The following is a 22,505-nucleotide window of genomic DNA, read 5'->3' as shown; positions in this document are numbered from 1 at the left end:
TGCTAGGCTTGGAATCGATCTCACCGGCAAAATTATGCCGCAAGCATAATCAGGTGGATCCGAACCTGCTCCAGCAGGTTTTCGAGCGGCTGGCTATGCAGATTTTGTCTAGACATGGTTGTTCGATAGCAGACCGCAAAGCACTCCGGACTATCGACTCTACCACCGTTGCTCTTTGCTTGCGGAGGTACAAGTGGGCCGACTTTCGCAAGACCAAGGCAGGTATAAAGCTTGACCTCCGCCTTGCTTTTGCAGATGCTCATGAGGTCCTGCCAGAGAAGGCAACCATTACGACAGCCAAGAAAAATGACCGGACACAGATGGATGACCTTATCGAAGATGCCGGAATCACCTATGTGTTGACCGCGGTTACGTGGACCAACCGTTTCGATCTGTCTTGCGATGAAATCAGTGAGATGTACCGCAGCCGCAGGGCCATTGAGACCTTCTTCAAATGGATGAAGCAGCACCTGAAGATCAAGCATTTCTATGGAACAAGCAAACAGGCCGTGCACAACCAGGTTTGGCGGACACTCGTCGCTTTTTGCCTGCTTATGCTGGCCAAACTGGACGCGAACGTAGAGCACTCCCTCCTGCAAATCCAGCGGTGGCTGAAGGCTCTGATTTAGAAGCCCTATGCACAGTGGATCGGGCGTATGAAGCGAAAACCGAGCCGCAAGTCGGCAGGACGAAAGCGGTTAGAACCCACGTAACCGAGCCGGCCCGAAGGGCGTTGTCTGACGCAAAAGCCAAGTAAATATACATAAATTTTCAAATGGACAGTGCTACCTTTAGTGGCTGCTCGACCTTTTGGTTCTCATGGTAGATGCTAATTATCTGAATTGTCTGTCAATGTTTATGCAACGCTAGTGAGAATATCTAAGGCATTGAAATTACTACTGGATAAAACTACCACCCAAATCTTGGAGAATATGATTGACGCATTTGAGGTGGCACAACATAACGGAGAGCAAGTGGAGTGCGACGAAGCATTGTTGTACCTTATCAAATGTTTGGAGGAAGACATCCCGTATAGAGGATTTTTCCACGACATTTATTCATTCGAAGCGCCTTTTCAATACGAGGAAAACAAGAGGTAACAGCGGTCATGGGCAGTGATGTATTGAATTAGGGATAAACCATCGGTTCTCTTCCCCTGATGCGGGTGATTGTGCATTGCGGAGGAACCGGTGGTTTTTCTTTTGGTTTGTTTATATATAACATACTTGCCAATAATCGATTCAATAATTTTGGAGTTGAAAAATATGACAGTATCCCTATGCAGCATTGAGCTGCGTTTTAATCTGGGCTAATGTATCCCCAACTTGAGCTTGATAGTAGACTTCATAGCGATAGACCCGATAAGCGGAGGAGCCGATAGTCGCCAGATCGGTATCCGATTTCGGAGGCCACATTAGACTCGGAGGTTAACTGGTACACATGTATTTTAGCATCTGCTCAAAAGTGGTAAAAGCCAATTTATTGAGCTAACGTTTCCCGTTAGCGTGTTGCGATCACTGGCAGTGATACGCCCCCCAGTTAGTTCTTTAAACTTTCCTACTGGATTGTGGTGATTGACCTCCGAACTCTTTTTTCTTCATTCTTATGCCCAGTATGATGAAAGCGACATAGATTAGGATGGCAATCGAATCAATTAATGTGTCCGTAAGTGCCGAAACATCATAATATGCCGTTACACCAAGAATGACAATCAGACGAACGAGCAGAAGTGACACGATTATCCATGCAGCAGACCGGATCTTCGATCGCTCGCTTTGAAATGATAGGATAATGAATACAATGCCGAAGATCAGATTCTCCGCAGTGATAATATGCCAGACATACCTAAATACTATCCGTGTATCCATGGCTATATCATTCACCAAGAGCATCGGCAGTACAGCGGATTGCCCGTTCCATGCGTGTGTAACGGCAAACAGTATTGCAAGAACGCCAGCAATCAGATAGTAAAAATTTTTAATTTTCACGTCCATCACAATCCTCCTTAGTTATTCCAGGATCCTTCTTGTGCAGATCCCGGTAAATCTCCCGAACGAACGCTGCCAGCCGCTGGTCACTTTCATGATTAAAGTCCCTTAGTGATTCAATTGCTACGTCTAGCAACTGACTGACCTTTTCAAGATGTGCAATTTTTTTGAGCGTTTCTGCTTTTTTGGAATCAAGGAATTCAGCGACCTCCTGGTAATAAGCAGGATCTACACTCTGCATTCTGTGGAATTGAAACTTCTCTTTGATTTCTTCTAGAGAAAAGTCCGCATACTTCATGATTTGAATATTCATCAAATCGATGAGGTCCTCCTTAGAATAACTGCGGTAAGAATTGTGTTCCCGGGACGGTGATACGAGTCCAATACGGTCATAGTACCGAAGCGTATCCTTCGGAATACCAAGTATCCGTGAAACCTCTTTTATAGAATATTGTTTTTCCATACATCAAAAATAACATTGGAGCAAACTCCAATGTCAATACGTTTTTACTATTTTTTTCACGCGGTATTCTAACAACCACTCTGTTACTGCACTTGACGAGCTTCGTACCCGCATTAATGAGTACATTCACTTTTACGACACTGAGCGATATCAGTGGACATTAAAGAAGATGACCCCTAACGAATATAGGAATCATCTTCTGGCAACGTAGTGCTTTTTTTATACTGTCCACGTTAAGGGCCACAGTTCAAGGCCGTCAGCTACCGGCCGTCGGCGTTATATCATGGCCAGGAACGCTCACCCTTGATCACCTGGGCGCCCAATTCCAGATCACTTGTGTTCTTTAAGTCCGGATGGGCCTTCTGCATCGCTGCACTCAGCTCAGCGGAATTCTTGGCCTGCTTCGCCGCAGCTTCAAATTCTGCAATATAGTCACGGGTAAAGACGATGCTGGATGTATCTTCGGAGCTCTTGTCCAGGTAATGGCCCGGGATAACCCGTTCCGGCTTCAGGGCAAGAATCCGCTCCAGAATCTCCCGCCAGTGGTCACGGCTCTCCGGGGTCTGGTTGTCTGCCATCCAGACATGCAGGTTCTCGTAGATCGGCACACCGCCCAGGATGGTCTTTTTCGACGGAACCCAAAGGACAGTATGAGACGGATCCGAACCGTCGAGACCGATCACCTGCACGGTTTCGCCATCGACCGTCAGTTTATCCCCGTCAAGGACATCAGGAACGATCAGCGCGGTTGGGGCGTTTTCTTTCAGGATCGGACTCCAGAAATCGCTTTTGAGCTGGATGGTTGCCTTGATCCCTTCCACAGTGGCCGGGGTGGCAACGATCTTTACGTCGGGAAATACCTCGCGGATCGTCGACAGGCCGAAGTAGAAATCCGGATCCTGGTGGCTGATATAAACCGTAGTCAGCTTCTTTCCGGTGTCGCGGATCATCTTGACCAGTTGCTCGGCATTGTTCTTTTCGATCTGAGCATCGACGAGCAGTACCTCGTTCGGTCCTTCGATCAGGCTCGAGGTGACGGAGAAGAGGCCGTTTTCTCCAGGGTTGAACGGCGTGATCTTGAGGTCCGCCGCCGGCGTCTGAGTTCCTTCGCTCGCGGTATTCGTCGTACTCGCCTCGCCGGAGCATGCGCTCAGCAATAACGTGATACAAAGCAACAAAATAATTCCCATCGATGATTTCTTACTAAACATCGTCAAATCTCCCTCTTCCTTATATTGATAACGATTTTGGCTACCAGCATGTCATGCACGTCGTAATCCACGACTCTCCTTTCAATGGATTTCGAGATTTGGTGTTGTAACCAACTTTATTACAACCATTCCAAAAAAAATGGGTTCACTTTATTTTCCGATAACCGGATTCGTTCCGACGCTGCCAGCAATCCATTCCGACGTGCAGTGCGCATCCTTGGCTGGAACAAGCAATGAAAGAATGTGAACCGCTTTGGAAAATCTGCTGCTTAGTTTCATTACTGACACCCTCACGGTGTAACTATTATAGTTACAACACATAGCAAGTGTCAAGGGGGCTTTTGAAATTGTTCTCGACGCGCTGGAATCTCCCGGTACGGCACACGGAAGAGGGGGGCGAAAGTTCCGATTATCTGTTAAGGCACCTGTAAATCCTTCAGATGGCATTCCGTCCACAAAGTGAAAGATGTAATTCAATCCCGTTGAGCAGAAGCGTAAAAAACACCTTTGTCATGCAGTTGCATTTCTGGAAAATGATTTAAGGCAATGATGTTACATCCCAGTTAGATGAAAGTTAGATTATCATGTTATAGTGGTGTCGGGTGAGATTATGGAGATTAGAATCTTGGTTGTCGAGGATGATGAGCATATTAGATCGATGGTCCAAAAATTTTTGCAAAGCGCGGGTTATCGGATCGATACGTGTTCGGATGGCGATGACGCGCTGGAGCGATTTTATAACACACAGTACCACCTCATCATACTGGACATTATGCTGCCTGGCACGAACGGACAGGAGCTTTTGAAGGAGTTTCGTAAAATAAACGACACCCCGGTATTGATGATGACCGCTTTGAGCGATGATCGGAACCAACTGACCGCTTTTACTAATGAAGTGGATGATTATGTCACCAAGCCGTTCTCTATGCCGATTCTTGTCAAACGTGTGGAAGCTCTTCTACGACGCAGCGGGGCCATCAAAAAAGAAATTACAGCGGGAAAGCTGACATTATTCCCCGAAACCTACGGAGTGGAATACAGCGGCGAAAAAATTCAGCTGTCGCCAAAGGAATTCGAGATATTGATGCTGCTTGCACAAAACAGACATAAAATTGTGTCACATGAAACGTTGCTGATTAAGATTTGGGGATATGATTTTGACGGCAACGAGGGTATTATTCACGCAAGCATCAAAAAGCTGAGGGATAAATTGCCTAAGAGTATCATCAAAACCGTAAAGGGGATTGGCTATTGTTTGGAGGTCGAGGATCATACAGCGTAGATTTTTTGGAATTTATGGAAAGGTGTTTTTCTATACCGCGTTGATATTGCTTTTTGTTATATTTTTTATGTTTATCTTTTTCTTCGACCAAGTCAAATCGGTCGTTGAGTCAACGCAGCGCCAGCAAATATCAGAGGTATTTCAACCTCTTCTCAATCATCTACATGGAAAATCTGATGATGAAATTAGGAATATGGCTAATAGCTTTCACGAAAAAAACACCTCCTTTGAATTTTGCTTGGAGGCTGCTGATGGACAAATTTTATATCAAACTGAAAATTTTAACATGATACAAAATGATATCGAGTTACCGCCATCAAACAATGTAATCGTCAAAGGAAATGTATTGACGGAGCGTAAATTTCATTTTATAACCGGAGATTCCAGCGAGCGGTTTCAATTCCTGGTGAAAGCTTCCGGGGGCGTAACCTTATATGTTACGGGTACGATATCTGGAACTAAAGTATATAGCGAATTTATAGAAAAAATGGTTTTCGCTTTTGTATTGATTTTCATGGCAAGTCTCCTTGCCGCAGCCCTATTTGCCAGACAAATCGCAAAGCCTATTGAAAAAATCGCGAAAGACACGAAGAAAATGTCTGATTTGGAGCCGGTGTCTGCTCCAGCTTCCCGCAAAGACGAGATTGGTCAGCTTGCCGGAGATGTCTACAAAATGTATAAAACCCTGCAAGTCACGATTCAGCAATTGGAAATCGAAATTGAACGGGAAAAAGAAATGGAAGAAAATCAGCGATATTTTTTCTCTGCGGCTTCGCATGAGTTAAAGACGCCCATCGCTGCCACCAGTGCATTGCTGGAGGGGATGCTGGAACATGTGATTGCGCCCGCGGAATATCCCAAATATCTACGCGAATGTTTGAAAATGATGAATGAACAAAATAAACTGGTCTCGGAGATCTTAGAAATTGTGACGTTGAGCAATGACATGACCGTACAGGAACAAGAGCGAATCAATCTTAACGAATTTATGACAAGTATTCTTTCCTTCTACCGAACATTAGCAGATGTAAGAGAGCAACGCATCGATGTGGATATTCCAGAGAACCTATGCTGCACATTGGATCCGAAGCTGTTCCGCAAAGCGTTGTCCAACATTATCATGAACGCGGTTCAAAATACGCCGGATGGCGGACAAATTCATATCTATACGCAGGAAATGAAAAAAGGCGTACGTCTTTGTGTCTTCAACAATGGCGTGAGGATTCAAGAGAAAATGCTGCCTAAGCTCTTTGAGCCTTTTTACCGCGAGGATAAAGCCAGAAGCCGGAGTCAGGGGCGCAGCGGCCTGGGCCTTACCATTGTGAAAAAAGCTCTCGATTTCATGGGAATCCCGTTTGCGCTTGACAATGTGGACAATGGCGTGTTATTTCGCATGGATCTACCACACGAATAGAATGAGGTCTAACCGGTTAACCGGCAGATGAATCTGCCGGTTATTTTTTATGTTGAAATCCAAAGTTAGATTAAAGTTAGATTGGGACGGTATGCTGTATTCCGATGAGAAGCCGGGGCTCGTCGCAAAAGGATTTTCAGGAGGAGAGAACATGTATATTTTAAAAAATGCCCTTCACAATGTTAGGCAAAATAGAGGCAGAAACATTCTGATCGGCGCAATCATTTTGGGCGTTATCGTGACTACCGTGATTGCGATAATGATCCGCAACACCGCAAATGGCATCATAGAAGATTATAAAGGCCGTTTTGGAGCGGAAGTGCGTCTTGAACCTGACATGCAGAAAATACGAGAGGAGGCAATGGCAAACAGCAAAGATGGGCGGGTGATGATAACCATTCCGTCGATCCCTGCTGACCAGTATATTGCGTTCGGTGAATCGGAATATCTGCAAAACAGCGTATATACGGCCAGAACCGGTGTAAATAGCGAAAACATAACCGCGATTGACGCGGAGCTTGGCCCGGGAAGCGGCATGATGAGGATGGGTGGCGGTCCGGGTATGTCCCAGGATGAACCGATGCAGTTCATGCTGAGTCTTCTCGGAAATCAATTTACTGAATTCGAGGGTGGAATGCGGGAGCTTGCGGAAGGGAGAATGCCGGGAGAACGTAACGAGGCTATCATTAGTACGGATTTGGCGGAGCAAAACGGGATTCAAATCGGGGATAAGCTATCGTTATATAGTGAATTGACCAATAGAGCGGAGGGGGAACGCGCGGATATATCATATGAATTGACCGTAGTGGGAACCTATTATGACGTGACGGATGAATACGCTGAAGGCTCAATGAAAAACGCTTTTACCAACCGCCGCAATGAAATACTTACGACCTATGATACGGTTGTACAGGAAATTCAACCAGAAATGTCGGGTATCAAGGTTGAAGCGACCTATTATTTGAAGCAACCCGACATGTTGGATGCCTTCGCTGAGGAAGTATATGATAAAGGGTTGGAGCAAACCTTTAACGTTACTACGGATGAGGCTTCCTATAACAAAATCATCGGTCCCGTGGAAGGACTCAAAGGCGTGGCCGTGACATTCATGGCGGTCGTGTTAATTCTCGGGGGCATCATTATCGCACTTCTGTCCTCGATGTCTATCCGAGAGCGCAAATATGAAATCGGCGTTCTTCGGGCCATGGGGCTGAAAAAAGGGAAGGTCGCTTTTGGATTGTGGTCTGAAATCATGATAATCACCTGTGTATGTTTGGCGGTCGGACTTGGCGTGGGCAGCCTGTCTGCGCAGCCTGTCACCAATGCCTTGCTTGCCAACCAGATTGAATTGGCAGAAGAGGCGGCGAATCAGCCAAGCGGAGGCATGATGATGATGGCTCCACAGAGCTCCTTTTCCAGCACCGACGTGGAACCGCTCAGCAGCATCGATCTGTCCTTGAATATGAACGCGGCTCTTCAAATTATAGGTATCGCGCTGCTGCTTGTATCTGTCGCCAGTCTCATATCTATCAGCCGAATTACCAAATACGAACCGATCAAAATTCTTATGGAAAGGAATTAAGTGATAAATATGAGTGTATTGACATTAAAAAACGTCTCCTACAAATATGATGGCGCCAAAAAACACGTTCTTAAAGAGGTAAGCACCGCGTTCGAGCCAGGGAAGGTATATACGATTATTGGCAAGTCGGGTTCTGGCAAGTCCACCCTGCTGTCGCTGATGTCAGGTCTTGACACTTGCAAGGAAGGTGCGATTTATTATCGGGGCGATGATCTGAAAAAAATTGACCGCGACGATTACAGGGCTAAAAGCATCGGCGTTATCTTTCAGGCGTATAACCTGCTTACAAACGCTACGGCGGTTCAAAATATTGTGCTGTCGATGAACATCAGCAAGAGCCCTGAAAAGGATAAGAAGGCATTTGCCTATGAAATTCTTGAAAAAGTCGGGATTGACCGTGAAACAGCCGATCGGCCGGTACTGAAGTTATCGGGCGGCGAACAGCAGCGCGTTGGAATCGCAAGGGCGCTGTCGCATCATCCAGACCTTATCATAGCCGACGAGCCAACCGGAAATTTGGACAAAGATACGGAGGTCGAAATTTTAAAGATTTTCACTTCGCTTGCCCATGAGGAAGGCAAATGCGTCATTATCGTTACCCACTCAAAGAAGGTTACATCGATTGCCGATGAGGTCTTGGGGATACATGCGGGAAGACTGTTTTTAGTTGGAGAAACTGACTGAGTCGTGGCCGTGAGGATCGAACATTTAAAAAATCTAGCGAAAAGAGAAGGAAAACATGAGAAAAAAGAAGATTCCCATTTTGAGTATGGTTCTATATGCTCTCGCCGGGTTGCTTATGCTCTATACGGCTTGGTCAGCGTCCCACAGTTATGGTTATATTTCCGAGATGATAGCAATGAATCAGTTGGTGGCGAGCGAAAATAGATATGAAATTGTAAACTTTTTTATGAATAACTGTGCACAATATTTCCTGTTTGCCGTTATCCTATTTACATTAGGGTGGATCCTGCATATGAATTCATCCGTTCATGCAGGAACTCTTAACACGGGGAACCAAGCCGCTTCGTCCGGAGGAGTACGTAAGAATGAAACCGACGAAGATGATTTTGACACGTGGTTTCAGAATAATGATAAATGAGGATGCTCCATCAAGATAACACAAAAAGATCATCGGGTCTTCTATCAAGATGACTCGATGATCTTTATTCATGCTTGTCCAATCAGGCGCGCTGCAGCTCCCCGTCTACGACCTGAGGAAGCGCGGCAATGCCGGCGGTATTCAAAAAGTTCCAAGGCTTGTTAAAGTAAGGCTGGAAGAAGAAGTCGACGAAAGCCAGCTCGTCGATCGTCATCCCGTTTTGAATGCATACCGACAAGGTGTTCATCGCTTGGGTCAGATCGACTTTCGACATGATTTGCGCACCCAGCAGACGGCGGCTTTCTTGTTCATACACAATCTTCAAGGTTACCGTCTCTGCTGTAGGCATAAATTCCGGCCGGTAGGCGTCGGTTACCGTAACCGCTTCGGCATTGATCTTCTCGTCGGCGCATGCGACTTCGGTAAGTCCCGTGGAAGCCAGGTTGAGATCGTATATTTTGAGACCCGATGTGCCCTGTGTGCCCAAATATTTTGTCGTTGGCCCCATCAGATTGCGGGCCACCAGCATTCCCATCCGCACCGCATTGGTGGCCAGCGGAATGTAAGCCGCCTTGCCGGTCGGATTGTAATGCACAGCACAGCTGTCGCCGGCGGCGAACACGTCCTGCTTGCTGGTCTGCATATATGGATCGACGATGATCGCGCCATTCGGCAGCATATCCACTTGACCTTCAAGCAGCTGGGTATTCGGGCGGAATCCGATACAAAGAATGACCATATCCGTTTCGATTTCGCCCTTGTCGGTGATGACGAGGTTGACAAGGCCTTCCTTGCCTTCAAAAGCTTTCACGGTCTGCCCAAGCGCAAGCTCGATGCCTTTCCCGCAGAACGCTTCCTCGATCTGGCCGCTGAATTCGGTATCCAGATACCGGTTCAAAATCCGATCTGCGCTGTCAATCAACGTCACCTGCTTGCCGCTTTGCTGGAACGCCTCCACAAGTTCTACGCCGATATATCCCGCACCGACCACCGTGATATGATTCACTTGTTTTGCCTTTTCGATGATGGTGTTGGCATGCTCGTAGTTTTTGCACAGCAGAATGTTGCCAAGCTCCATGCCTGGAAGCTGTGGAATGACCGGCCAAGATCCCGTCGTGACAATCAGCTTATCGAAGCAATCTTTGAATTCCTCTCCGGTGAGCAGGTTGCGCACCTGAATGATTTTCGCATCCGTATCGACCGAGAGGACCTCATGGCGCATGCGGGTGACGACGCCCAAATCCGCCAGCTGCTGCGGCGAGGAGTAAAAGAGCCCTTCCGGCTTCTTCACGACACCGCCCACATACAAAGCGATACCGCAAGATAAAAACGAGATGTTGTCGTTGCGTTCGTAAACGGTAATCCGGGCATCGGGGTAAAGCTTGGCGGCATTGACCACCGCTGCGGTTCCGGCATGAGTACATCCAATCACGGCAATATTCATCATAATTCCTCCCTAAGTATAAAATCTAAATTAACCAAATGGTTGAATTCTATTGTGATTTCTTTCACACTTACAGTTTACTGTGATTTTTTTCACAAATCAATAGTCCAATTTGTTCAAATTTTCACAGAGGGCATGAATGCCTAATTTGTAGTTCAGTTCAATCAAAACGATATATTGTAAGAAAAAAGCAACACTTTTTGCCATCAACAGCCGTTATAAGAAGTAGAGCCTTTCACGATCATATGAACCTTTTCGAAAGAAACACAGTTTCCTCATTGAGTATCGGAATAAGGCATCGAAAAGATACAATCAGGCAGTTGAGAGAGGAGAAACTTATGAAGTCCGTATTTGAATCAGGAAAAGGCCGCTTCGGTTTTGGTTTGTTCGTTGTTTTTGCGATACTTCTCCTTACCTTATCGTGGCCGGCCAGCATGCAAGCCAAGAGCAATGCCGCAGCCGCTTCCTTTAAATTGAAGGCTGCGTCCAAATCATTAATTCTCGTCATCGGGAAAGAAACCGATCTTCCCAAGGTGAACGCCGTATATAAGGACGGCAGAATCGAGGACGTGACTGGCTCCATCACATGGCAGCCCAGTTCGGATGTGTTGACGATCAGCGGAGGCAAGGTGAGCGGCAGATATGGCGCCTCGGCGAAGCTGAAAGGCACGTACGGCAATCAGACGGTTACCGTTCCCGTTCGCATACAAGAGGATTTCGTGAAATATGATGTAGAACCGAAGACTACCGTCACATTAAGTGCGGGTTCCTCTAAGCCGATTAAAGTAACGGGGTATTACTCCAATGGAAAAAAAGCATCGATCGGAACGAAAATCCAATGGAAATCCGGAAATGATCAAGTTGCGAGGGTTAGCAACGGAACGATAAAGGGAGTGGCGGAAGGCAGTACGATCGTTACGGCCGTTGTAGGCCTGCAACAGTTCGAAATTCCCGTGCAGGTTACACCGAAGATTAAAAAACTAACCGTAACGCCTGCGAAGCTGGTGCTGACTCCCGGTAAAGCGGCCACTTATTCCGTTCAGGCGGTGTACGAAGGCGGGCGCACGGTGGATGTCTCCTCACAGGTGACGGCGAAAGTCGCCGGCAAAGGCATTCAAGCGAGCAACGGCACAGTTACGGCGGTGGGCCAGCCGCAGGGGCGTGCCAGCGTAAAACTGTATTATGGAGGAAAAGGAGTGTCGCTTCCAGTCACCTTGCAGGAGAGCTTGGCGAGCATCGAGGTGAAACCTGCGTCTCTCGTCATTGGGGCCGGAGCCTCTAAGCCTATCAAAGTAATCGGCACCTATTCCAACGGTAAAAAGGTGTCGCTTGCAAACAAAGTGGCATGGACATCCGAAAACGCGCAAATCGCCAAAGCAGCAGGCGCCAGCGTAAAGGGGCTGAAGGAAGGCACGACGAAACTCGTCGGCGTTTACGGTGATCGCACATTTGAAATCCCGGTTCAGGTCACGCCTAAGCTGCAGAAGCTGACGGTTACGGCATCGGACTCGAAGCTTGCTCCATATCAAACGACGACTTACCGGGTACAGGCTATATCCAGCAGCGGCAACAGCACGGATGTAACGTCGCTCGCCCAGTCCAAGTCGAATGGCAAAGCGACCGCCAATCAGGGCACGATTACCGCAGTGAGCAAAGGGAAGGCCGTCATTACCTTTACCTATGGCGGCAAAAAAGCATCCCTGCGCATAACGGTAGAGTAGCATGATTAACTCTCCATTTCTTTAACAGTTTGAATATGACGTGTAGTCTGAGGGCTGTTTCATAGTAGTTCATCTACTTATGAACAGTCCTTTTTGTGATGCATCGTTCCTCGTATACCAATCCATGAAAATGTGTAATTCGTTTGATTTTCATAGTTTCAGGAACCGAAAGGACAACCCCCGAATATAGTAATCCCAGAAAGGCAAGAGGAGGTGATACCATGGCATTATTTCACATCGCTTCTATTTTGGGAATTAACCTCGCGGAGGCGCAGGAGGTTCTGGAAGGAATCCTTAACGGCGTCGTTCCTCCAGCGCTTGAGCCTGTCAAAGATTTAATTTTATTCCTTGTAGACGCAGGCTTGAGCAACCTTGCCGTTGTATTGTAAGGCATTCACGAGTTCTACGCAACGAAGCGCACCCGTTATCGGGTGCGCCTCTTTCAACCGCATCGACCGATTACTAGGTTGCTCACTTCGTTGTACTTGAATCTAGCACGCATGCACGTTTTTCTACATATGATGTACTTGATTACAACCATGGCAGAGGAAGGGAGCGGGTTATGTTGCGAACATTCTGGAAGAAGATTTGGCATGATGAAAAGAAGCTGATTCGGGCCGCGGCAATCTGGTTCTTCGCAGGCATTGCGCTCAGTCTATTCATTGGGAAGCAGATTCATTTGGATAAATCCAATCTGATCACCGGGTTCGATTACGAATGGTACCAGATTGCGGCGAACAATATCGGTGCAGGGCTTCTGATTGCAGCCAGCGGGATTCTATTATCCGTTCCTGCCGTTCTGCTGACTCTCTTCAACGGGTTTATGCTAGGTTATCTCGTTATGCTGTCTGCCTCCCATTATTCTGCGGCGGCAATTATCGCGGCGTTGGCGCCCCATGGCATCTTTGAGCTTCCGGCCATCCTATTGGCCTGTACCATAGGCTTGAAGCCCTTTAGCTGGGTCCTTCGATACGTACGCACCAAGCAATCGGTTGATTGGAAGAAGGAATGGCGTACAATCGCGGCGCTGCTTGGCTTAATGGTCGCATTGTTTACGGTTGCGAGCTTGATCGAGACGTATGTCTCACCCGTCACGATGAGCTGGTTGCAATAATTCGGAGTTAAAATTCAGATAAAAAAGGAAAAAAAACCAATATTTTATCAGGCTTACTCGGTTTACAATTCTGCCGAAAAGTTTTATAATAAAGAAGTAATCAGTTACGGAGTCTATCACTTCGTGGTGGCATTCACCATAATAGCTTCGTTCAATCGGGATATAGAGATCCCCCTTGAACCCAGTATCGAATATGGGTTCTTAGCTCAGTTGGTAGAGCAGTTGACTCTTAATCATCAGGTCGAGGGTTCGAACCCCTCAGAACCCACTAGTTATGTAATCAAAACGGCAGAGATGCCGTTTTTTTTGAATCCAACTAAAAAGTTATACAGCCTGTTCATTATTCGATAAGGAAAGTCCCGATGGATTGCATCGGGGCTTTTCTGTGTTTTAACACGTTTGGTCTATAAGCATTGTGGCCGAACGATTAGGGCCTGCCGTAAAAAAACGATACGCCTCTCCTTTTATGAACGTCCTTTTTTCGGCAGCCTAATCTCGAACGATGTTCCTTGCGAAGGCTCGCTCTCGACCGTAATTGTGCCGTCATGAGCATGAATCAGCTTGTAGACAATGGCCATTCCCAAGCCGGTGCCATCCGAGGAGGAATCCGTGGTGGTGCCGCGATAATATTGTTGAAATAGATTTCCTACCATCTCAGCGGGCATGCCAACGCCATTGTCCATGATGCGAATAGCTGCATGTTCCCCTTTGTCCGCAAGCTGTATATAGATATTCGTATGTTCAGGATTGTGGATAATGGAGTTCATTACTATATTTTGCAGGATGCGCTGCATGTATTTCGGATCAAACTCAACGTGAATGGCAGGCGTGTCGGTTTGAAAATGCAGATGATAGTTACTTGCTTGCGGATTATTGCTGATGTCGGCAACCACCCTTTTTGTAAATTCGACGACATCCTGGTTCGTCTTCTGTAATGGCAAGGCGCCGTCAGCGCGATTGAGCTGTATAACGAGACTTAAATCTTGAATTAATTCTTCCATATGCTTACCTTTATCATCAATTTCCTGGATAAAAGAAAGAGCCTCTTCCTTCGACCATTCATACTGATCATTCAATAAAAGGGTGGAGTAGCCTTTGATATAGGTTAAAGGCGTTTTCAAGTCATGGGAAATTCCTGCAATCCAATCCTGTTTGGCTTGTTCGATTTTGGTTCTCTCGACTTCATTCGCTTGCAAGGTGACACCCAAGGATTGGAGGTGTTGGAGCACCTCCCGATACAGACGGTAACGCATGCGAAGCTTCCCTTTGCGGGTATAAATGCGGGGCAAACCGGCAGGTTGCTTGTAGTTGTCCTGCGAGAGTTGATGAATCCAGGCCATAATGAACCCGATCGGACCGCCAAAATACCATCCAAACAAGCCAATGCAAAGCAGCGTGCTAATCATAAAGATCCAACCTGCGAGTAAGCCTTCAGAATCGGGACTGACATGGATTTTGAGCAAGGGCAGAAGGCCTTCGAACAACATGACAATAACGAATCCCGTCCCTAGCATCCACAGAATAAGTCCCAGCGCGAAATGAAGAGTGAATCGAGTTTTTATTCGCATCGTAACGCCTCATTCGGGGGGATGAATTTATACCCGATTCCTCGCAAATTTACAATGATTTTTGGTTTGCGGGTATCATCACCGAGCTTTTTTCGCAGCTTGGAGATATGGATCGTGACCGTTTTTTCTTCCCCGAACATATCATTTCCCCATACCAATTCGTAAAGCTGAGCCGTCGTGAAAATATGATTCGGATGCTTGCAAAAGAAATGAAGCAGCTCCAGTTCCTTGGCTGTGCAATCTACAGGCTGATGCTTCACAGTTAACGTTGCCGATTCCGGATGAAAAGTGAAGTACCCATAATCGTACACGGTGTTCTGTTGGTGTGAATGCTCAACCATCCTTTGCCGGCGGAGGATAGCTTTGATGCGAGCAATGACCTCCAACGGATTAAAAGGCTTTGTAATATAATCATCTCCACCGATGCCTAACCCCGTTAATTTGTCGAAGTCGGTAGAACGCGCACTGATAAAAATAATCGGTGTACTTGTATGTTTCCGCATCTCCGTACATAGTTCAAAACCGCTTATATCCGGGAGCATAATATCGAGCAAAATGATATCATATGCTTTTTCTTTGATGCGCTGCAGCGCACCTTTGCCCGTGGAAGCGGTGTCGATATGAGTGAAGTTCTCTTTTCGGAGTGTGATCTCCAATAGCTTCAAAATACCGATTTCATCATCGACCGCTAATATGTTTGCAGATTCCATTGTATGCTTCCCTCGTTTCAAACTTATCCTGCCCATTCATTTTCTATCTTACCCTATCAAAAAATATTACGAGCATTTTCCGCAGCGTTTACTTTGATTTTACTTTCATTCCTTACACTTAGTGTAGCACATCAATAAGAAATCGGGAGGAACTCGGAGTGGAAGCCGTCATTCAAATCCATCAAGTAAGCAAGACCTTCAGGGGCACGGAGACGATTTCGAATGTCAATATGAACGTCAACAAGGGAGAAATTTATGGGTTTTTAGGCCCGAATGGAGCGGGAAAAACAACCATCATGAAAATGATATTAAATCTAGTAAAGCCATCTTCCGGTGAAATCAAAGTATTCAACCAGCCGGTTCTGCCAACGTCTTATCAATACTTACAAAGGATAGGCAGCATCATTGAATATCCCGTGTTTTATGATCGGCTAACGGCAAAGGCAAATTTGGAATTTCATTGTGAATATGTTTTAGGCTATCTCGATCAGACTGCGATCAAGGAAGCGCTGGAGATCGTGGGTCTTCACGGAGTGGAAAATAAAAAAATCCATGAATTTTCTCTAGGAATGAAGCAGCGGTTAGGAATTGCGCGGGCGATTGTGACGAAACCGGAGATTCTCATTCTGGATGAGCCTATCAATGGACTTGATCCGATCGGGATTAAGGACATTCGCGAGCTTCTCTTGCTTTTAAGAGGCAAATACGGCATTACCATGTTAATTTCAAGTCATATCGTGTCCGAAATTGAATCTATCGCCGATACGATTGGCATTATTCATCATGGGAATTTAATAAAAGAAGTAAAGATGGAGGCCATCCGCAGACAACATGCCGGCTCGTTAGAAGAGTACTTCATCAATCTAATTCATGGAGGCAATCTATATGCTTAAACTGATGAGACTAGAGTGGAAAAAAAGTAACGTATCCAGTTATTTGAAAGGATTAGCCATTTGTATTGTGGCCATTTTCGCTGCCGTTGCGCTGATGGCGCGGGGCTCTCACGGTGAAAGTAACCCCATGTTTCCGGATTATGCGGCATTCATGTCTTTAACGAATATTTTGATTCGAATCGTATATATCATTTTCTCAAGCGTGATCTTGTCACGCTTAGTTATTGATGAATACAAGAGTAACATGATTCAAGTGTTGTATACCTATCCGCTGCAACGGAAAAAAATCATTCAAGCCAAGCTATCCATTGTGTTTGGATTCTGTTTTTTTAGCATCATCATAACTACGGTGATCATAAATCTATTCACGTTCTTCTTGAATCCGATGATTGGTTTATTTGAAGGATCCGTTCGTATCGATGAAATGGTGGCTACCGTTCCGGCAACATTGTTGAACGCCTTTATGATTGCGGGAATCAGCCTGATTCCTTTATCTTTTGGCATGAGAAAAAAATCGGCTGCTTCCACCATTACCTCGGCAGTCGTCATTGGATTTGTGATTAACGCCACAGTGTCTGATGGGGGAAGCTCGACTAGCTTATTCCAATTCATTGGAATCCCGATTGCGCTCTGTCTGCTTGGCCTTCTCATTGGCTATCTTTCTTTTTATAAAGTGGACAAAATCGATGTGGCCTAATAGACCCATTTGAAATGAATGGAGGGGAACAACATTGAAAAACATCATAATCGCTTCGCTTGTCTTGATTACCGTTGGCGGGTTAGCGGTCGGCTGCCAGGGAGTGGGGAGGCAGAGCTTTGAAAATAAAACTTCCTTTGCGGCAAACGGCATTCAAGCCATCGAAATTAACAATGATTCCTGGGATATTGAGCTCAAAAATACGGACTCCAAACAAATAACCATCACATGTGAAGGAAAACGGGAAGACAAGAAGATCGACCCGGTGACCGTTACAAATGAGGGAAATAAACTTGTCGTCACGCAGCGAGATCAGGGGGGCATGGAAGGCTTCAGTTTTGGCAAGAAAGGCACTATCTATATAACCATCCCCGACAATGAAGTAGAGACGATTACATTGCATAATGGCTCGGGTGACATCAAAATGAAGGGTGTAACGGCCCAAAACATGGTCATTTCCAACGATTCCGGCACGGAAATCATGGAAGGAGTGTCAGCAGACAAGGGTGAGTTTACATCCCAAGACGGGGAATTAAACTTGAAACATAGCTCGCTAAAGAAATTAACGGTAACCTCCATGAGCGGTGACAGCTATATTACCGGTGTGATTAGCCCTGAGATGAACATTACATCAACAGATGGTGAAGTAACAATCCAAGAGTTGCAAGAAGGGAAGTCATTGCGCGTCGAAACCAAGTCAGGAGATATCGCGGTGTCTTATAAAGCGGCTCCCGCTTCATTAATGCTTACCGCGAACAGCGACTCATCGGATATAAGCGTTGATTTAGATGGCTTCAAGGAAAAAAAGAGCACGGAAACAGCGAAAGAAGGCACGATCGGGGATGCATCCAATCAATTGGAGCTCATCAGTAAAAATGGAACGATACAGGTAAATTAGATGGGACAGAATCAGACAAAGAATAAAGAATATTGGGCTCCGGTGCATATTTTCGGCATCGGGGCTTTTTGTGGGCCGCATGCTGGAAGAACGAAGCCTTGGCTTCGGCTCGGCTCGTATGAATGGAAATTTACGTATGGGAGATAGGACTTGGAGGCATGATACAGGAAAAGAAGCGGGACAAGGAGAGGTTATGGAACAGCAGCATGCATTAGATCAGGTGGAGGCCTTGGCATTAAAAAAGAAGGCGGCGTGGGACTCCGGCAAGTTCCAGTATCTGCTTCGTTCCATCCTGGCAAGTATGTTTATCGGGTTCGGCATTGTTGTTGCGTTTAAGACGGGCAATCTGTTCGACGAAGGCGCTTCGCCGTTTGCCTATACGGCTGCTGCTGTGACATTTGGCGCGGCTATTATTTTGATTGGTTACGCGGGCGGCGATTTGTTCACAGGAAATACCTTTTACTTTACCTTCTCTACGCTGCGCGGATCGACGACCTGGGGGGACGTGCTAAAGATGTGGGGCGCCAGTTACACAGGGAATTTCATCGGCGCGCTCCTCTTCGCCGCCCTTTTATGGGGCACCGGATTATTCCGCGACCCGCACAGCAACGTATTTTTCTATGATGTCGTTGCACATAAGATGGACGCTCCAACAGTTCAGTTATTTTTCCGGGCAATCCTGTGCAATTGGCTGGTCTGCATGGCGTTCTTTATCCCGATGAGCCTCAAAGGCGATGGGCCGAAGCTGTTTGCGATGATTCTGTTTGTGTACTGCTTTTTCATTTCCGGATTCGAGCACAGCATCGCCAATATGACCTCATTTGCGATCGCCTTGATTATGGAACAGCGGCCCGGCATCTCCGTATACGGCGCCCTGCATAATCTGATCCCCGTCACCTTAGGCAATATCATCGGGGGAAGCGTCTTTATGGGGTTGGTCTATTTCTATCTGGAAAAGGTGAAAACATAAAGCCTTTGGAAGCGGGAAAAACACAGAGATGAGGTCTCTGTGTTTTTTTGCAAATAATGTTCGTGGCATAGGGAACGAAATCGTGCTTGGGGCGGCCCCAGGCCGCCCCGCATTCGAATCTATCCTTGCGCTCTTAGCTGCGCACGCTTCTGTAGCTTGATAAGCTCGACCACGACGAGCGGGATTACGGACAGAACCGTAACCAGAGCCCAGTGGGCCAAGCTCAGCGGCACGAGATGGAAGATGTCCATCAGCGCCGGGATGACGGCTACGCCGAATACAATCGCCAGTGACAGCATCGCACACCAGAACAATGGCCGGTTGGACATGAACCCGATCGTGAAGATCGACAAGGTGTTGCTGCGCACATTGAAAATATGAACGACAGAGGACCAGCCCAGGATGATAAAGGCCATCGTCTGCCCCACTTCGTAGGACGGCCCGATTTGATCAGAGATTTGTACAAAGTTCCCTACATAGAAGCCAATTAACGTCAGAATCGTGTAAACCGTTGCTTGAAAGGCAATCTTCTTGCCCAAGCCATTCGAGAAGATGCCGGCATTCTTCGCGACTGGCTTCTGCTGCATCGCATCAGGCTCCATCTTCTCGCGGCTCAGGCAGAAGCCCGGGATACCATCAGCGACGACATTGATCAAGAGCAATTGAATCGCGATTACCGGCGCTCCCCAACCGAGCATAATCGCAATAATCATAATCATGATCTCAGAGAAGTTGCAGCTGAGCAGGAAGTAGATCGTCTTGCGTATATTTTCATAGACGCGTCTTCCTTCCCCAACGGCATCGACAATCGTTGCGAAGTTGTCGTCGGTCAATACCATGTCCGAAGCGCTTTTCGCTACATCTGTACCGGTGATGCCCATAGCCGTACCCACATCCGCAGCCTTCAAGGCAGGGGCGTCATTCACCCCGTCGCCAGTCATCGCGACGACAGCATCATTTGCCTGCCAAGCTTGTACGATACGAATCTTGTCCTCCGGGGAGACACGGCCGTATACGGCAATATCTTTGACTTTGCGCGTGAGCTCCTCATCAGACATGCGCGCCAGCTCTTCACCGGATATCGCGAGGTCGCCTTCTTCGAGAATGCCAATCTCGCGGGCAATGGCCGATGCCGTGGCCATATGATCTCCTGTGATCATGACGGTCTTAATTCCTGCATCCTTGGCAGCTTGCACCGCAGCCTTGCTCTCTGGACGCGGCGGATCGATCATCCCTACGAGACCGGCGAAGCGGAGACCCTGCTCCAATTCTTCGGCGTCCAGCCTCTCAGGCAGCTCATCATAGTGCTTGTACCCGAGCGCAAGGACGCGAAGGGCTTGCTCCGCGAATTGATCGTGAACATGATTCGCCTGCGCTTGATGCTGAAGCGTGCAGGCAGCATTCGGATCCAACGGAATACGATCGAAGGCCCCCTTGGTGATGGAGATATAGCCATCCGCGGTGCGGTGCACTGTCGTCATCAGCTTCCGTGAAGAATCAAAGGGAAGCTCATGCACACGCGGATATTTCGCTTCAAGATCTGCCTTGGTCATCCCTTTATTCAGCATGAGACGAATAATCGCAGACTCGGTCGGATCGCCGATAACCGTCTCCTCTCCATCCTTTACTTCGATGGATGCGTTGCTTGCCAGGCTGAACATGACGAGAAGATCGTTCTCGCTGTCATTAAATACAGTTCCGGCGTCCTTCGGCTCATGAGAGACAGCCCAGAGCTGCTTGATCGTCATCTGATTCTGCGTCAGTGTTCCCGTCTTGTCGGAACAGATAACCGACGCGCTGCCCAGCGCCTCCACCGCCGGGATACGGCGAATGATTGCATTTTTCTTCACCATATTTTGAATGCCAAATGCCAGGGTGATGGTGACGATAACAGGCAGCGTCTCCGGCACGGCCGCTACGGCCAAGGATACGGCGGTCATCAGCATTTCCATCATCGTCTCGCCATGCATGAGGCCAATGAAGAAGACAAGCGCACCAGATACAACAGCCACGACGCTTAGCTTCTTCCCGAGCTCCATGAGGCGCTTTTGAAGCGGAGTCTTGCTCTTTTTCGTATTGTTGAGAAGGGAAGCGATCTTGCCCATCTCGGTCTCCATCCCGGTTGCTACGACCACCGCTCTGCCGCGTCCATTGGTGACCAGGCAGCCGGAGAAGAGCATATTCACCCGGTCTCCGAGCGGGGCGGATTCTTTGACCTTGGCATTTTCGTTTTTCTCCGAGGGCACACTCTCGCCCGTCAGGGCAGATTCCTCAACAAGCAAGTTGGAACTCTCGATAATACGGGCATCCGCCGGAACCATGTCTCCAGCTTCGATCACGATAATATCACCAGGCACGAGCTCTTTCGCGCTGATTGGCTGCAGCATTCCATCACGCACAACCTTGGCCAGTGGAGCATTCATATTTTTGAGAGCATCCAGCGCCTTTTCTGCGCTAAGCTCCTGACGGATGCCAAGCACCGCATTCAGGATGACGATGGCGATGATCACGATCGGCTCCGCATAGTCATGCCCCTCTGTCACCGCAAGATAAGTGGAAATGATGGCGGCTACAATCAAGATTAATGTGGTAACCTCTGATAACTGATGCAGGAGCTTCGCCCAGATGCTCTCTTTCTTCTCTTCTTCGAACTCATTGTAGCCCTTTTGCTGCAGCATCTCCGCTGCTTGCTTGCTGCTTAGTCCGTTCTCTCTGTTGGTCCGAAGCGTCTTAAAGATATCTTCCCGTGTTCTCTCCATCCATTTCATTCAATGCACCTCTCTTTATGAAATCTATCCGCCCCAGAGGCGAAGCAAAAATTCAACGAGCATTTCCTTTTTCATATCCAGTCGAACCGGGTGTCCAAAAGCTTCTGCCTTCACTTTTTCAAGAATAATGGTTAGCAGCACACTGTTCGCGATGAGCGCGATGCCGCTGATTTCATCCTCCGTGATGGAGTCGTCCGCCATCTTGGCAATCTCTTTTTCAAGTTCCTCCGTAATATATTCGAAGATCGAAGGATACATAAACTCCAGTTCTTTGCTGCCCATTTCTCTAATGGTGACTAAGAAGAACGCTTTATGCTGTTCATATATCTCATGGATAAAATCAATCTTCGCCAGCAGGAGTTCACGAATGTTTTCATGGTCGGCGTGGAAAAAGGTATCGATCTTTGTTTTTATCAGGGTCATTTGCTGTTCCAGTGCCTCATGAATGAGATCATCTTTGCCTTTGAAATGCTTGAATATCGTCGCTTCATTAATAGCTGCTTGCCGGGCGATACATTTGGTTGTCGTACCCTTGAATCCATGCACCGCCATATTCTCCAGGGCGGCCGACAGCATTTTTTCTCTAACCGTCTGTTTCACGACTATTGTCTCCTTTCTATTCGTCAAGTAAGTACTTGCTTGATTTTTAGTTTACGGATCGATGATGACTATGTCTGTGA

22 protein-coding genes, 1 tRNA gene and 2 pseudogenes are annotated in these 22,505 nt (G+C 47.2%); 15 read left to right on the top strand and 10 right to left on the bottom strand.

Annotated elements, in window-relative coordinates:
* Positions 1 to 8: 8 nt before the first annotated feature.
* Positions 9 to 629, top strand: a complete 621-nt coding sequence (locus NNL35_RS29490; protein ID WP_158000476.1) for a transposase — start codon at positions 9 to 11, stop codon at positions 627 to 629.
* Between the two features lie 648 nt (positions 630 to 1,277).
* Here NNL35_RS29490 and NNL35_RS29485 read toward each other — a convergent pair.
* The 3 genes from NNL35_RS29485 to NNL35_RS29475 form a co-directional block, all read right to left on the bottom strand.
* Complete coding sequence (locus NNL35_RS29485) at positions 1,278 to 1,415, bottom strand: hypothetical protein (protein ID WP_254553956.1); 138 nt, start codon at positions 1,413 to 1,415, stop codon at positions 1,278 to 1,280.
* A gap of 132 nt (positions 1,416 to 1,547) precedes the next feature.
* Positions 1,548 to 1,994 (bottom strand): hypothetical protein, encoded by a 447-nt coding sequence (locus NNL35_RS29480; RefSeq protein ID WP_006679364.1) that lies wholly within the window; start codon positions 1,992 to 1,994, stop codon positions 1,548 to 1,550.
* Positions 1,978 to 2,451 carry a MerR family transcriptional regulator gene (locus NNL35_RS29475; RefSeq protein ID WP_050979488.1) on the bottom strand — a complete coding sequence of 158 codons (474 nt, stop codon included), beginning with the start codon at positions 2,449 to 2,451 and terminating at the stop codon, positions 1,978 to 1,980. Before NNL35_RS29475 ends, NNL35_RS29480 begins: the two co-directional genes overlap by 17 nt.
* Before the next feature lie 49 nt (positions 2,452 to 2,500).
* Between NNL35_RS29475 and NNL35_RS30500 the strand changes: the two genes are divergently transcribed.
* Positions 2,501 to 2,662, top strand: coding sequence for an IS3 family transposase (locus tag NNL35_RS30500; RefSeq protein WP_276540158.1), 162 nt, complete (start codon positions 2,501 to 2,503; stop codon positions 2,660 to 2,662).
* A 70-nt stretch (positions 2,663 to 2,732) separates the two neighbouring features.
* On the opposite strand, the gene NNL35_RS29465 is transcribed toward NNL35_RS30500, so the two are convergent.
* Both NNL35_RS29465 and NNL35_RS29460 read right to left on the bottom strand, forming a co-directional pair.
* Positions 2,733 to 3,662, bottom strand: coding sequence for an MBL fold metallo-hydrolase (locus NNL35_RS29465; RefSeq protein WP_006679366.1), 930 nt, complete (start codon positions 3,660 to 3,662; stop codon positions 2,733 to 2,735).
* 159 nt (positions 3,663 to 3,821) lie between these two features.
* Positions 3,822 to 3,941, bottom strand: a pseudogene (locus NNL35_RS29460) (Rrf2 family transcriptional regulator); the annotation flags it as partial.
* 331 nt (positions 3,942 to 4,272) lie between these two features.
* Here NNL35_RS29460 and NNL35_RS29455 point away from each other — a divergent pair.
* From NNL35_RS29455 to NNL35_RS29435, 5 genes are read left to right on the top strand one after another with little or no spacing between them, the layout of a single operon-like run.
* Entirely contained in the window at positions 4,273 to 4,944 is a 672-nt protein-coding gene (locus NNL35_RS29455) for a response regulator transcription factor (RefSeq protein WP_006679368.1), read from the top strand.
* 22 nt (positions 4,945 to 4,966) lie between these two features.
* Positions 4,967 to 6,358, top strand: a complete 1,392-nt coding sequence (locus NNL35_RS29450; protein ID WP_006679369.1) for a HAMP domain-containing sensor histidine kinase — start codon at positions 4,967 to 4,969, stop codon at positions 6,356 to 6,358.
* 49 nt (positions 6,359 to 6,407) lie between these two features.
* Positions 6,408 to 7,940, top strand: coding sequence for an ABC transporter permease (locus tag NNL35_RS29445; RefSeq protein ID WP_083835629.1), 1,533 nt, complete (start codon positions 6,408 to 6,410; stop codon positions 7,938 to 7,940).
* A gap of 9 nt (positions 7,941 to 7,949) precedes the next feature.
* Positions 7,950 to 8,624 carry an ABC transporter ATP-binding protein gene (locus tag NNL35_RS29440; RefSeq protein WP_006679371.1) on the top strand — a complete coding sequence of 225 codons (675 nt, stop codon included), beginning with the start codon at positions 7,950 to 7,952 and terminating at the stop codon, positions 8,622 to 8,624.
* A 55-nt stretch (positions 8,625 to 8,679) separates the two neighbouring features.
* Positions 8,680 to 9,042, top strand: coding sequence for a hypothetical protein (locus tag NNL35_RS29435; RefSeq protein ID WP_006679372.1), 363 nt, complete (start codon positions 8,680 to 8,682; stop codon positions 9,040 to 9,042).
* 82 nt (positions 9,043 to 9,124) lie between these two features.
* Here the strand turns inward: NNL35_RS29435 and NNL35_RS29430 are convergent, their stop codons facing one another.
* The gene (locus NNL35_RS29430; protein ID WP_006679373.1) at positions 9,125 to 10,486 is read right to left on the bottom strand and encodes an FAD-dependent oxidoreductase; all 1,362 of its coding nucleotides are present in this window, start codon (positions 10,484 to 10,486) and stop codon (positions 9,125 to 9,127) included.
* Between the two features lie 338 nt (positions 10,487 to 10,824).
* On the opposite strand from NNL35_RS29430, the gene NNL35_RS29425 reads away from it, so the two are divergent.
* The 4 genes from NNL35_RS29425 (at position 10,825) to NNL35_RS29410 (ending at position 13,589) form a co-directional block, all read left to right on the top strand.
* The gene (locus tag NNL35_RS29425) at positions 10,825 to 12,207 is read left to right on the top strand and encodes an Ig-like domain-containing protein (RefSeq protein WP_006679374.1); all 1,383 of its coding nucleotides are present in this window, start codon (positions 10,825 to 10,827) and stop codon (positions 12,205 to 12,207) included.
* Positions 12,208 to 12,428: 221 nt separating this feature from the next.
* Positions 12,429 to 12,596, top strand: coding sequence for a hypothetical protein (locus NNL35_RS29420; protein WP_167539917.1), 168 nt, complete (start codon positions 12,429 to 12,431; stop codon positions 12,594 to 12,596).
* A 173-nt stretch (positions 12,597 to 12,769) separates the two neighbouring features.
* On the top strand, positions 12,770 to 13,321 hold the full coding sequence (locus tag NNL35_RS29415) for a stage II sporulation protein M (protein WP_006679375.1): 552 nt from the start codon (positions 12,770 to 12,772) through the stop codon (positions 13,319 to 13,321).
* A gap of 195 nt (positions 13,322 to 13,516) precedes the next feature.
* A tRNA-Lys gene (locus NNL35_RS29410) sits at positions 13,517 to 13,589 on the top strand.
* A gap of 196 nt (positions 13,590 to 13,785) precedes the next feature.
* On the opposite strand, the gene NNL35_RS29405 is transcribed toward NNL35_RS29410, so the two are convergent.
* Together NNL35_RS29405 and NNL35_RS29400 are read right to left on the bottom strand one after the other, a co-directional pair.
* Positions 13,786 to 14,889 (bottom strand): sensor histidine kinase, encoded by a 1,104-nt coding sequence (locus NNL35_RS29405; protein WP_006679376.1) that lies wholly within the window; start codon positions 14,887 to 14,889, stop codon positions 13,786 to 13,788.
* On the bottom strand, positions 14,880 to 15,599 hold the full coding sequence (locus tag NNL35_RS29400) for a response regulator transcription factor (RefSeq protein ID WP_006679377.1): 720 nt from the start codon (positions 15,597 to 15,599) through the stop codon (positions 14,880 to 14,882). Before NNL35_RS29400 ends, NNL35_RS29405 begins: the two co-directional genes overlap by 10 nt.
* A 158-nt stretch (positions 15,600 to 15,757) precedes the next feature.
* Between NNL35_RS29400 and NNL35_RS29395 the strand changes: the two are divergent.
* The 4 genes and pseudogenes from NNL35_RS29395 to NNL35_RS29380 form a co-directional block, all read left to right on the top strand.
* A pseudogene (locus tag NNL35_RS29395) lies at positions 15,758 to 16,447 on the top strand (ABC transporter ATP-binding protein); the annotation flags it as partial.
* A 37-nt stretch (positions 16,448 to 16,484) separates the two neighbouring features.
* Entirely contained in the window at positions 16,485 to 17,189 is a 705-nt protein-coding gene (locus tag NNL35_RS29390) for an ABC transporter permease (RefSeq protein WP_006679379.1), read from the top strand.
* Between the two features lie 34 nt (positions 17,190 to 17,223).
* A complete protein-coding gene (locus tag NNL35_RS29385) occupies positions 17,224 to 18,087 on the top strand; it encodes a DUF4097 family beta strand repeat-containing protein (protein WP_006679380.1) in 864 nt (287 codons plus the stop codon).
* A gap of 193 nt (positions 18,088 to 18,280) precedes the next feature.
* Complete coding sequence (locus tag NNL35_RS29380) at positions 18,281 to 19,057, top strand: formate/nitrite transporter family protein (protein ID WP_006679381.1); 777 nt, start codon at positions 18,281 to 18,283, stop codon at positions 19,055 to 19,057.
* Positions 19,058 to 19,176: 119 nt separating this feature from the next.
* Here NNL35_RS29380 and NNL35_RS29375 read toward each other — a convergent pair whose 3' ends face one another.
* Both NNL35_RS29375 and NNL35_RS29370 read right to left on the bottom strand, forming a co-directional pair.
* The gene (locus NNL35_RS29375) at positions 19,177 to 21,825 is read right to left on the bottom strand and encodes a cation-translocating P-type ATPase (protein WP_254553955.1); all 2,649 of its coding nucleotides are present in this window, start codon (positions 21,823 to 21,825) and stop codon (positions 19,177 to 19,179) included.
* Positions 21,826 to 21,849: 24 nt separating this feature from the next.
* Complete coding sequence (locus NNL35_RS29370; protein ID WP_006679382.1) at positions 21,850 to 22,425, bottom strand: TetR/AcrR family transcriptional regulator; 576 nt, start codon at positions 22,423 to 22,425, stop codon at positions 21,850 to 21,852.
* Positions 22,426 to 22,505 lie beyond the last annotated feature (80 nt).

The sequence above is a fragment of the Paenibacillus dendritiformis genome (assembly GCF_945605565.1).
GTDB lineage: Bacteria > Bacillota > Bacilli > Paenibacillales > Paenibacillaceae > Paenibacillus_B > Paenibacillus_B dendritiformis_A.
The sequence above is the reverse complement of the archived record's forward strand: the minus strand, read 5'-3'. Positions and strand labels throughout refer to the sequence as shown.

What these genes read in the sequence shown, in the direction of transcription:
- NNL35_RS29485 (WP_254553956.1), bottom strand. Translation starts at nt 1,415, where the DNA reads ATGTGGCCTCCGAAATCGGATACCGATCTGGCGACTATCGGCTCCTCC.
- NNL35_RS29405 (WP_006679376.1), bottom strand. Translation starts at nt 14,889, where the DNA reads ATGCGAATAAAAACTCGATTCACTCTTCATTTCGCGCTGGGACTTATT.
- NNL35_RS29390 (WP_006679379.1), top strand. Translation starts at nt 16,485, where the DNA reads ATGCTTAAACTGATGAGACTAGAGTGGAAAAAAAGTAACGTATCCAGT.
- NNL35_RS29425 (WP_006679374.1), top strand. Translation starts at nt 10,825, where the DNA reads ATGAAGTCCGTATTTGAATCAGGAAAAGGCCGCTTCGGTTTTGGTTTG.
- NNL35_RS29465 (WP_006679366.1), bottom strand. Translation starts at nt 3,662, where the DNA reads ATGTTTAGTAAGAAATCATCGATGGGAATTATTTTGTTGCTTTGTATC.
- NNL35_RS29400 (WP_006679377.1), bottom strand. Translation starts at nt 15,599, where the DNA reads ATGGAATCTGCAAACATATTAGCGGTCGATGATGAAATCGGTATTTTG.
- NNL35_RS29430 (WP_006679373.1), bottom strand. Translation starts at nt 10,486, where the DNA reads ATGAATATTGCCGTGATTGGATGTACTCATGCCGGAACCGCAGCGGTG.
- NNL35_RS29455 (WP_006679368.1), top strand. Translation starts at nt 4,273, where the DNA reads ATGGAGATTAGAATCTTGGTTGTCGAGGATGATGAGCATATTAGATCG.
- NNL35_RS29420 (WP_167539917.1), top strand. Translation starts at nt 12,429, where the DNA reads ATGGCATTATTTCACATCGCTTCTATTTTGGGAATTAACCTCGCGGAG.
- NNL35_RS29480 (WP_006679364.1), bottom strand. Translation starts at nt 1,994, where the DNA reads ATGGACGTGAAAATTAAAAATTTTTACTATCTGATTGCTGGCGTTCTT.
- NNL35_RS29440 (WP_006679371.1), top strand. Translation starts at nt 7,950, where the DNA reads ATGAGTGTATTGACATTAAAAAACGTCTCCTACAAATATGATGGCGCC.
- NNL35_RS29380 (WP_006679381.1), top strand. Translation starts at nt 18,281, where the DNA reads ATGGAACAGCAGCATGCATTAGATCAGGTGGAGGCCTTGGCATTAAAA.
- NNL35_RS29415 (WP_006679375.1), top strand. Translation starts at nt 12,770, where the DNA reads ATGTTGCGAACATTCTGGAAGAAGATTTGGCATGATGAAAAGAAGCTG.
- NNL35_RS29475 (WP_050979488.1), bottom strand. Translation starts at nt 2,451, where the DNA reads ATGGAAAAACAATATTCTATAAAAGAGGTTTCACGGATACTTGGTATT.
- NNL35_RS29435 (WP_006679372.1), top strand. Translation starts at nt 8,680, where the DNA reads ATGAGAAAAAAGAAGATTCCCATTTTGAGTATGGTTCTATATGCTCTC.
- NNL35_RS29375 (WP_254553955.1), bottom strand. Translation starts at nt 21,825, where the DNA reads ATGAAATGGATGGAGAGAACACGGGAAGATATCTTTAAGACGCTTCGG.
- NNL35_RS29445 (WP_083835629.1), top strand. Translation starts at nt 6,408, where the DNA reads ATGTTGAAATCCAAAGTTAGATTAAAGTTAGATTGGGACGGTATGCTG.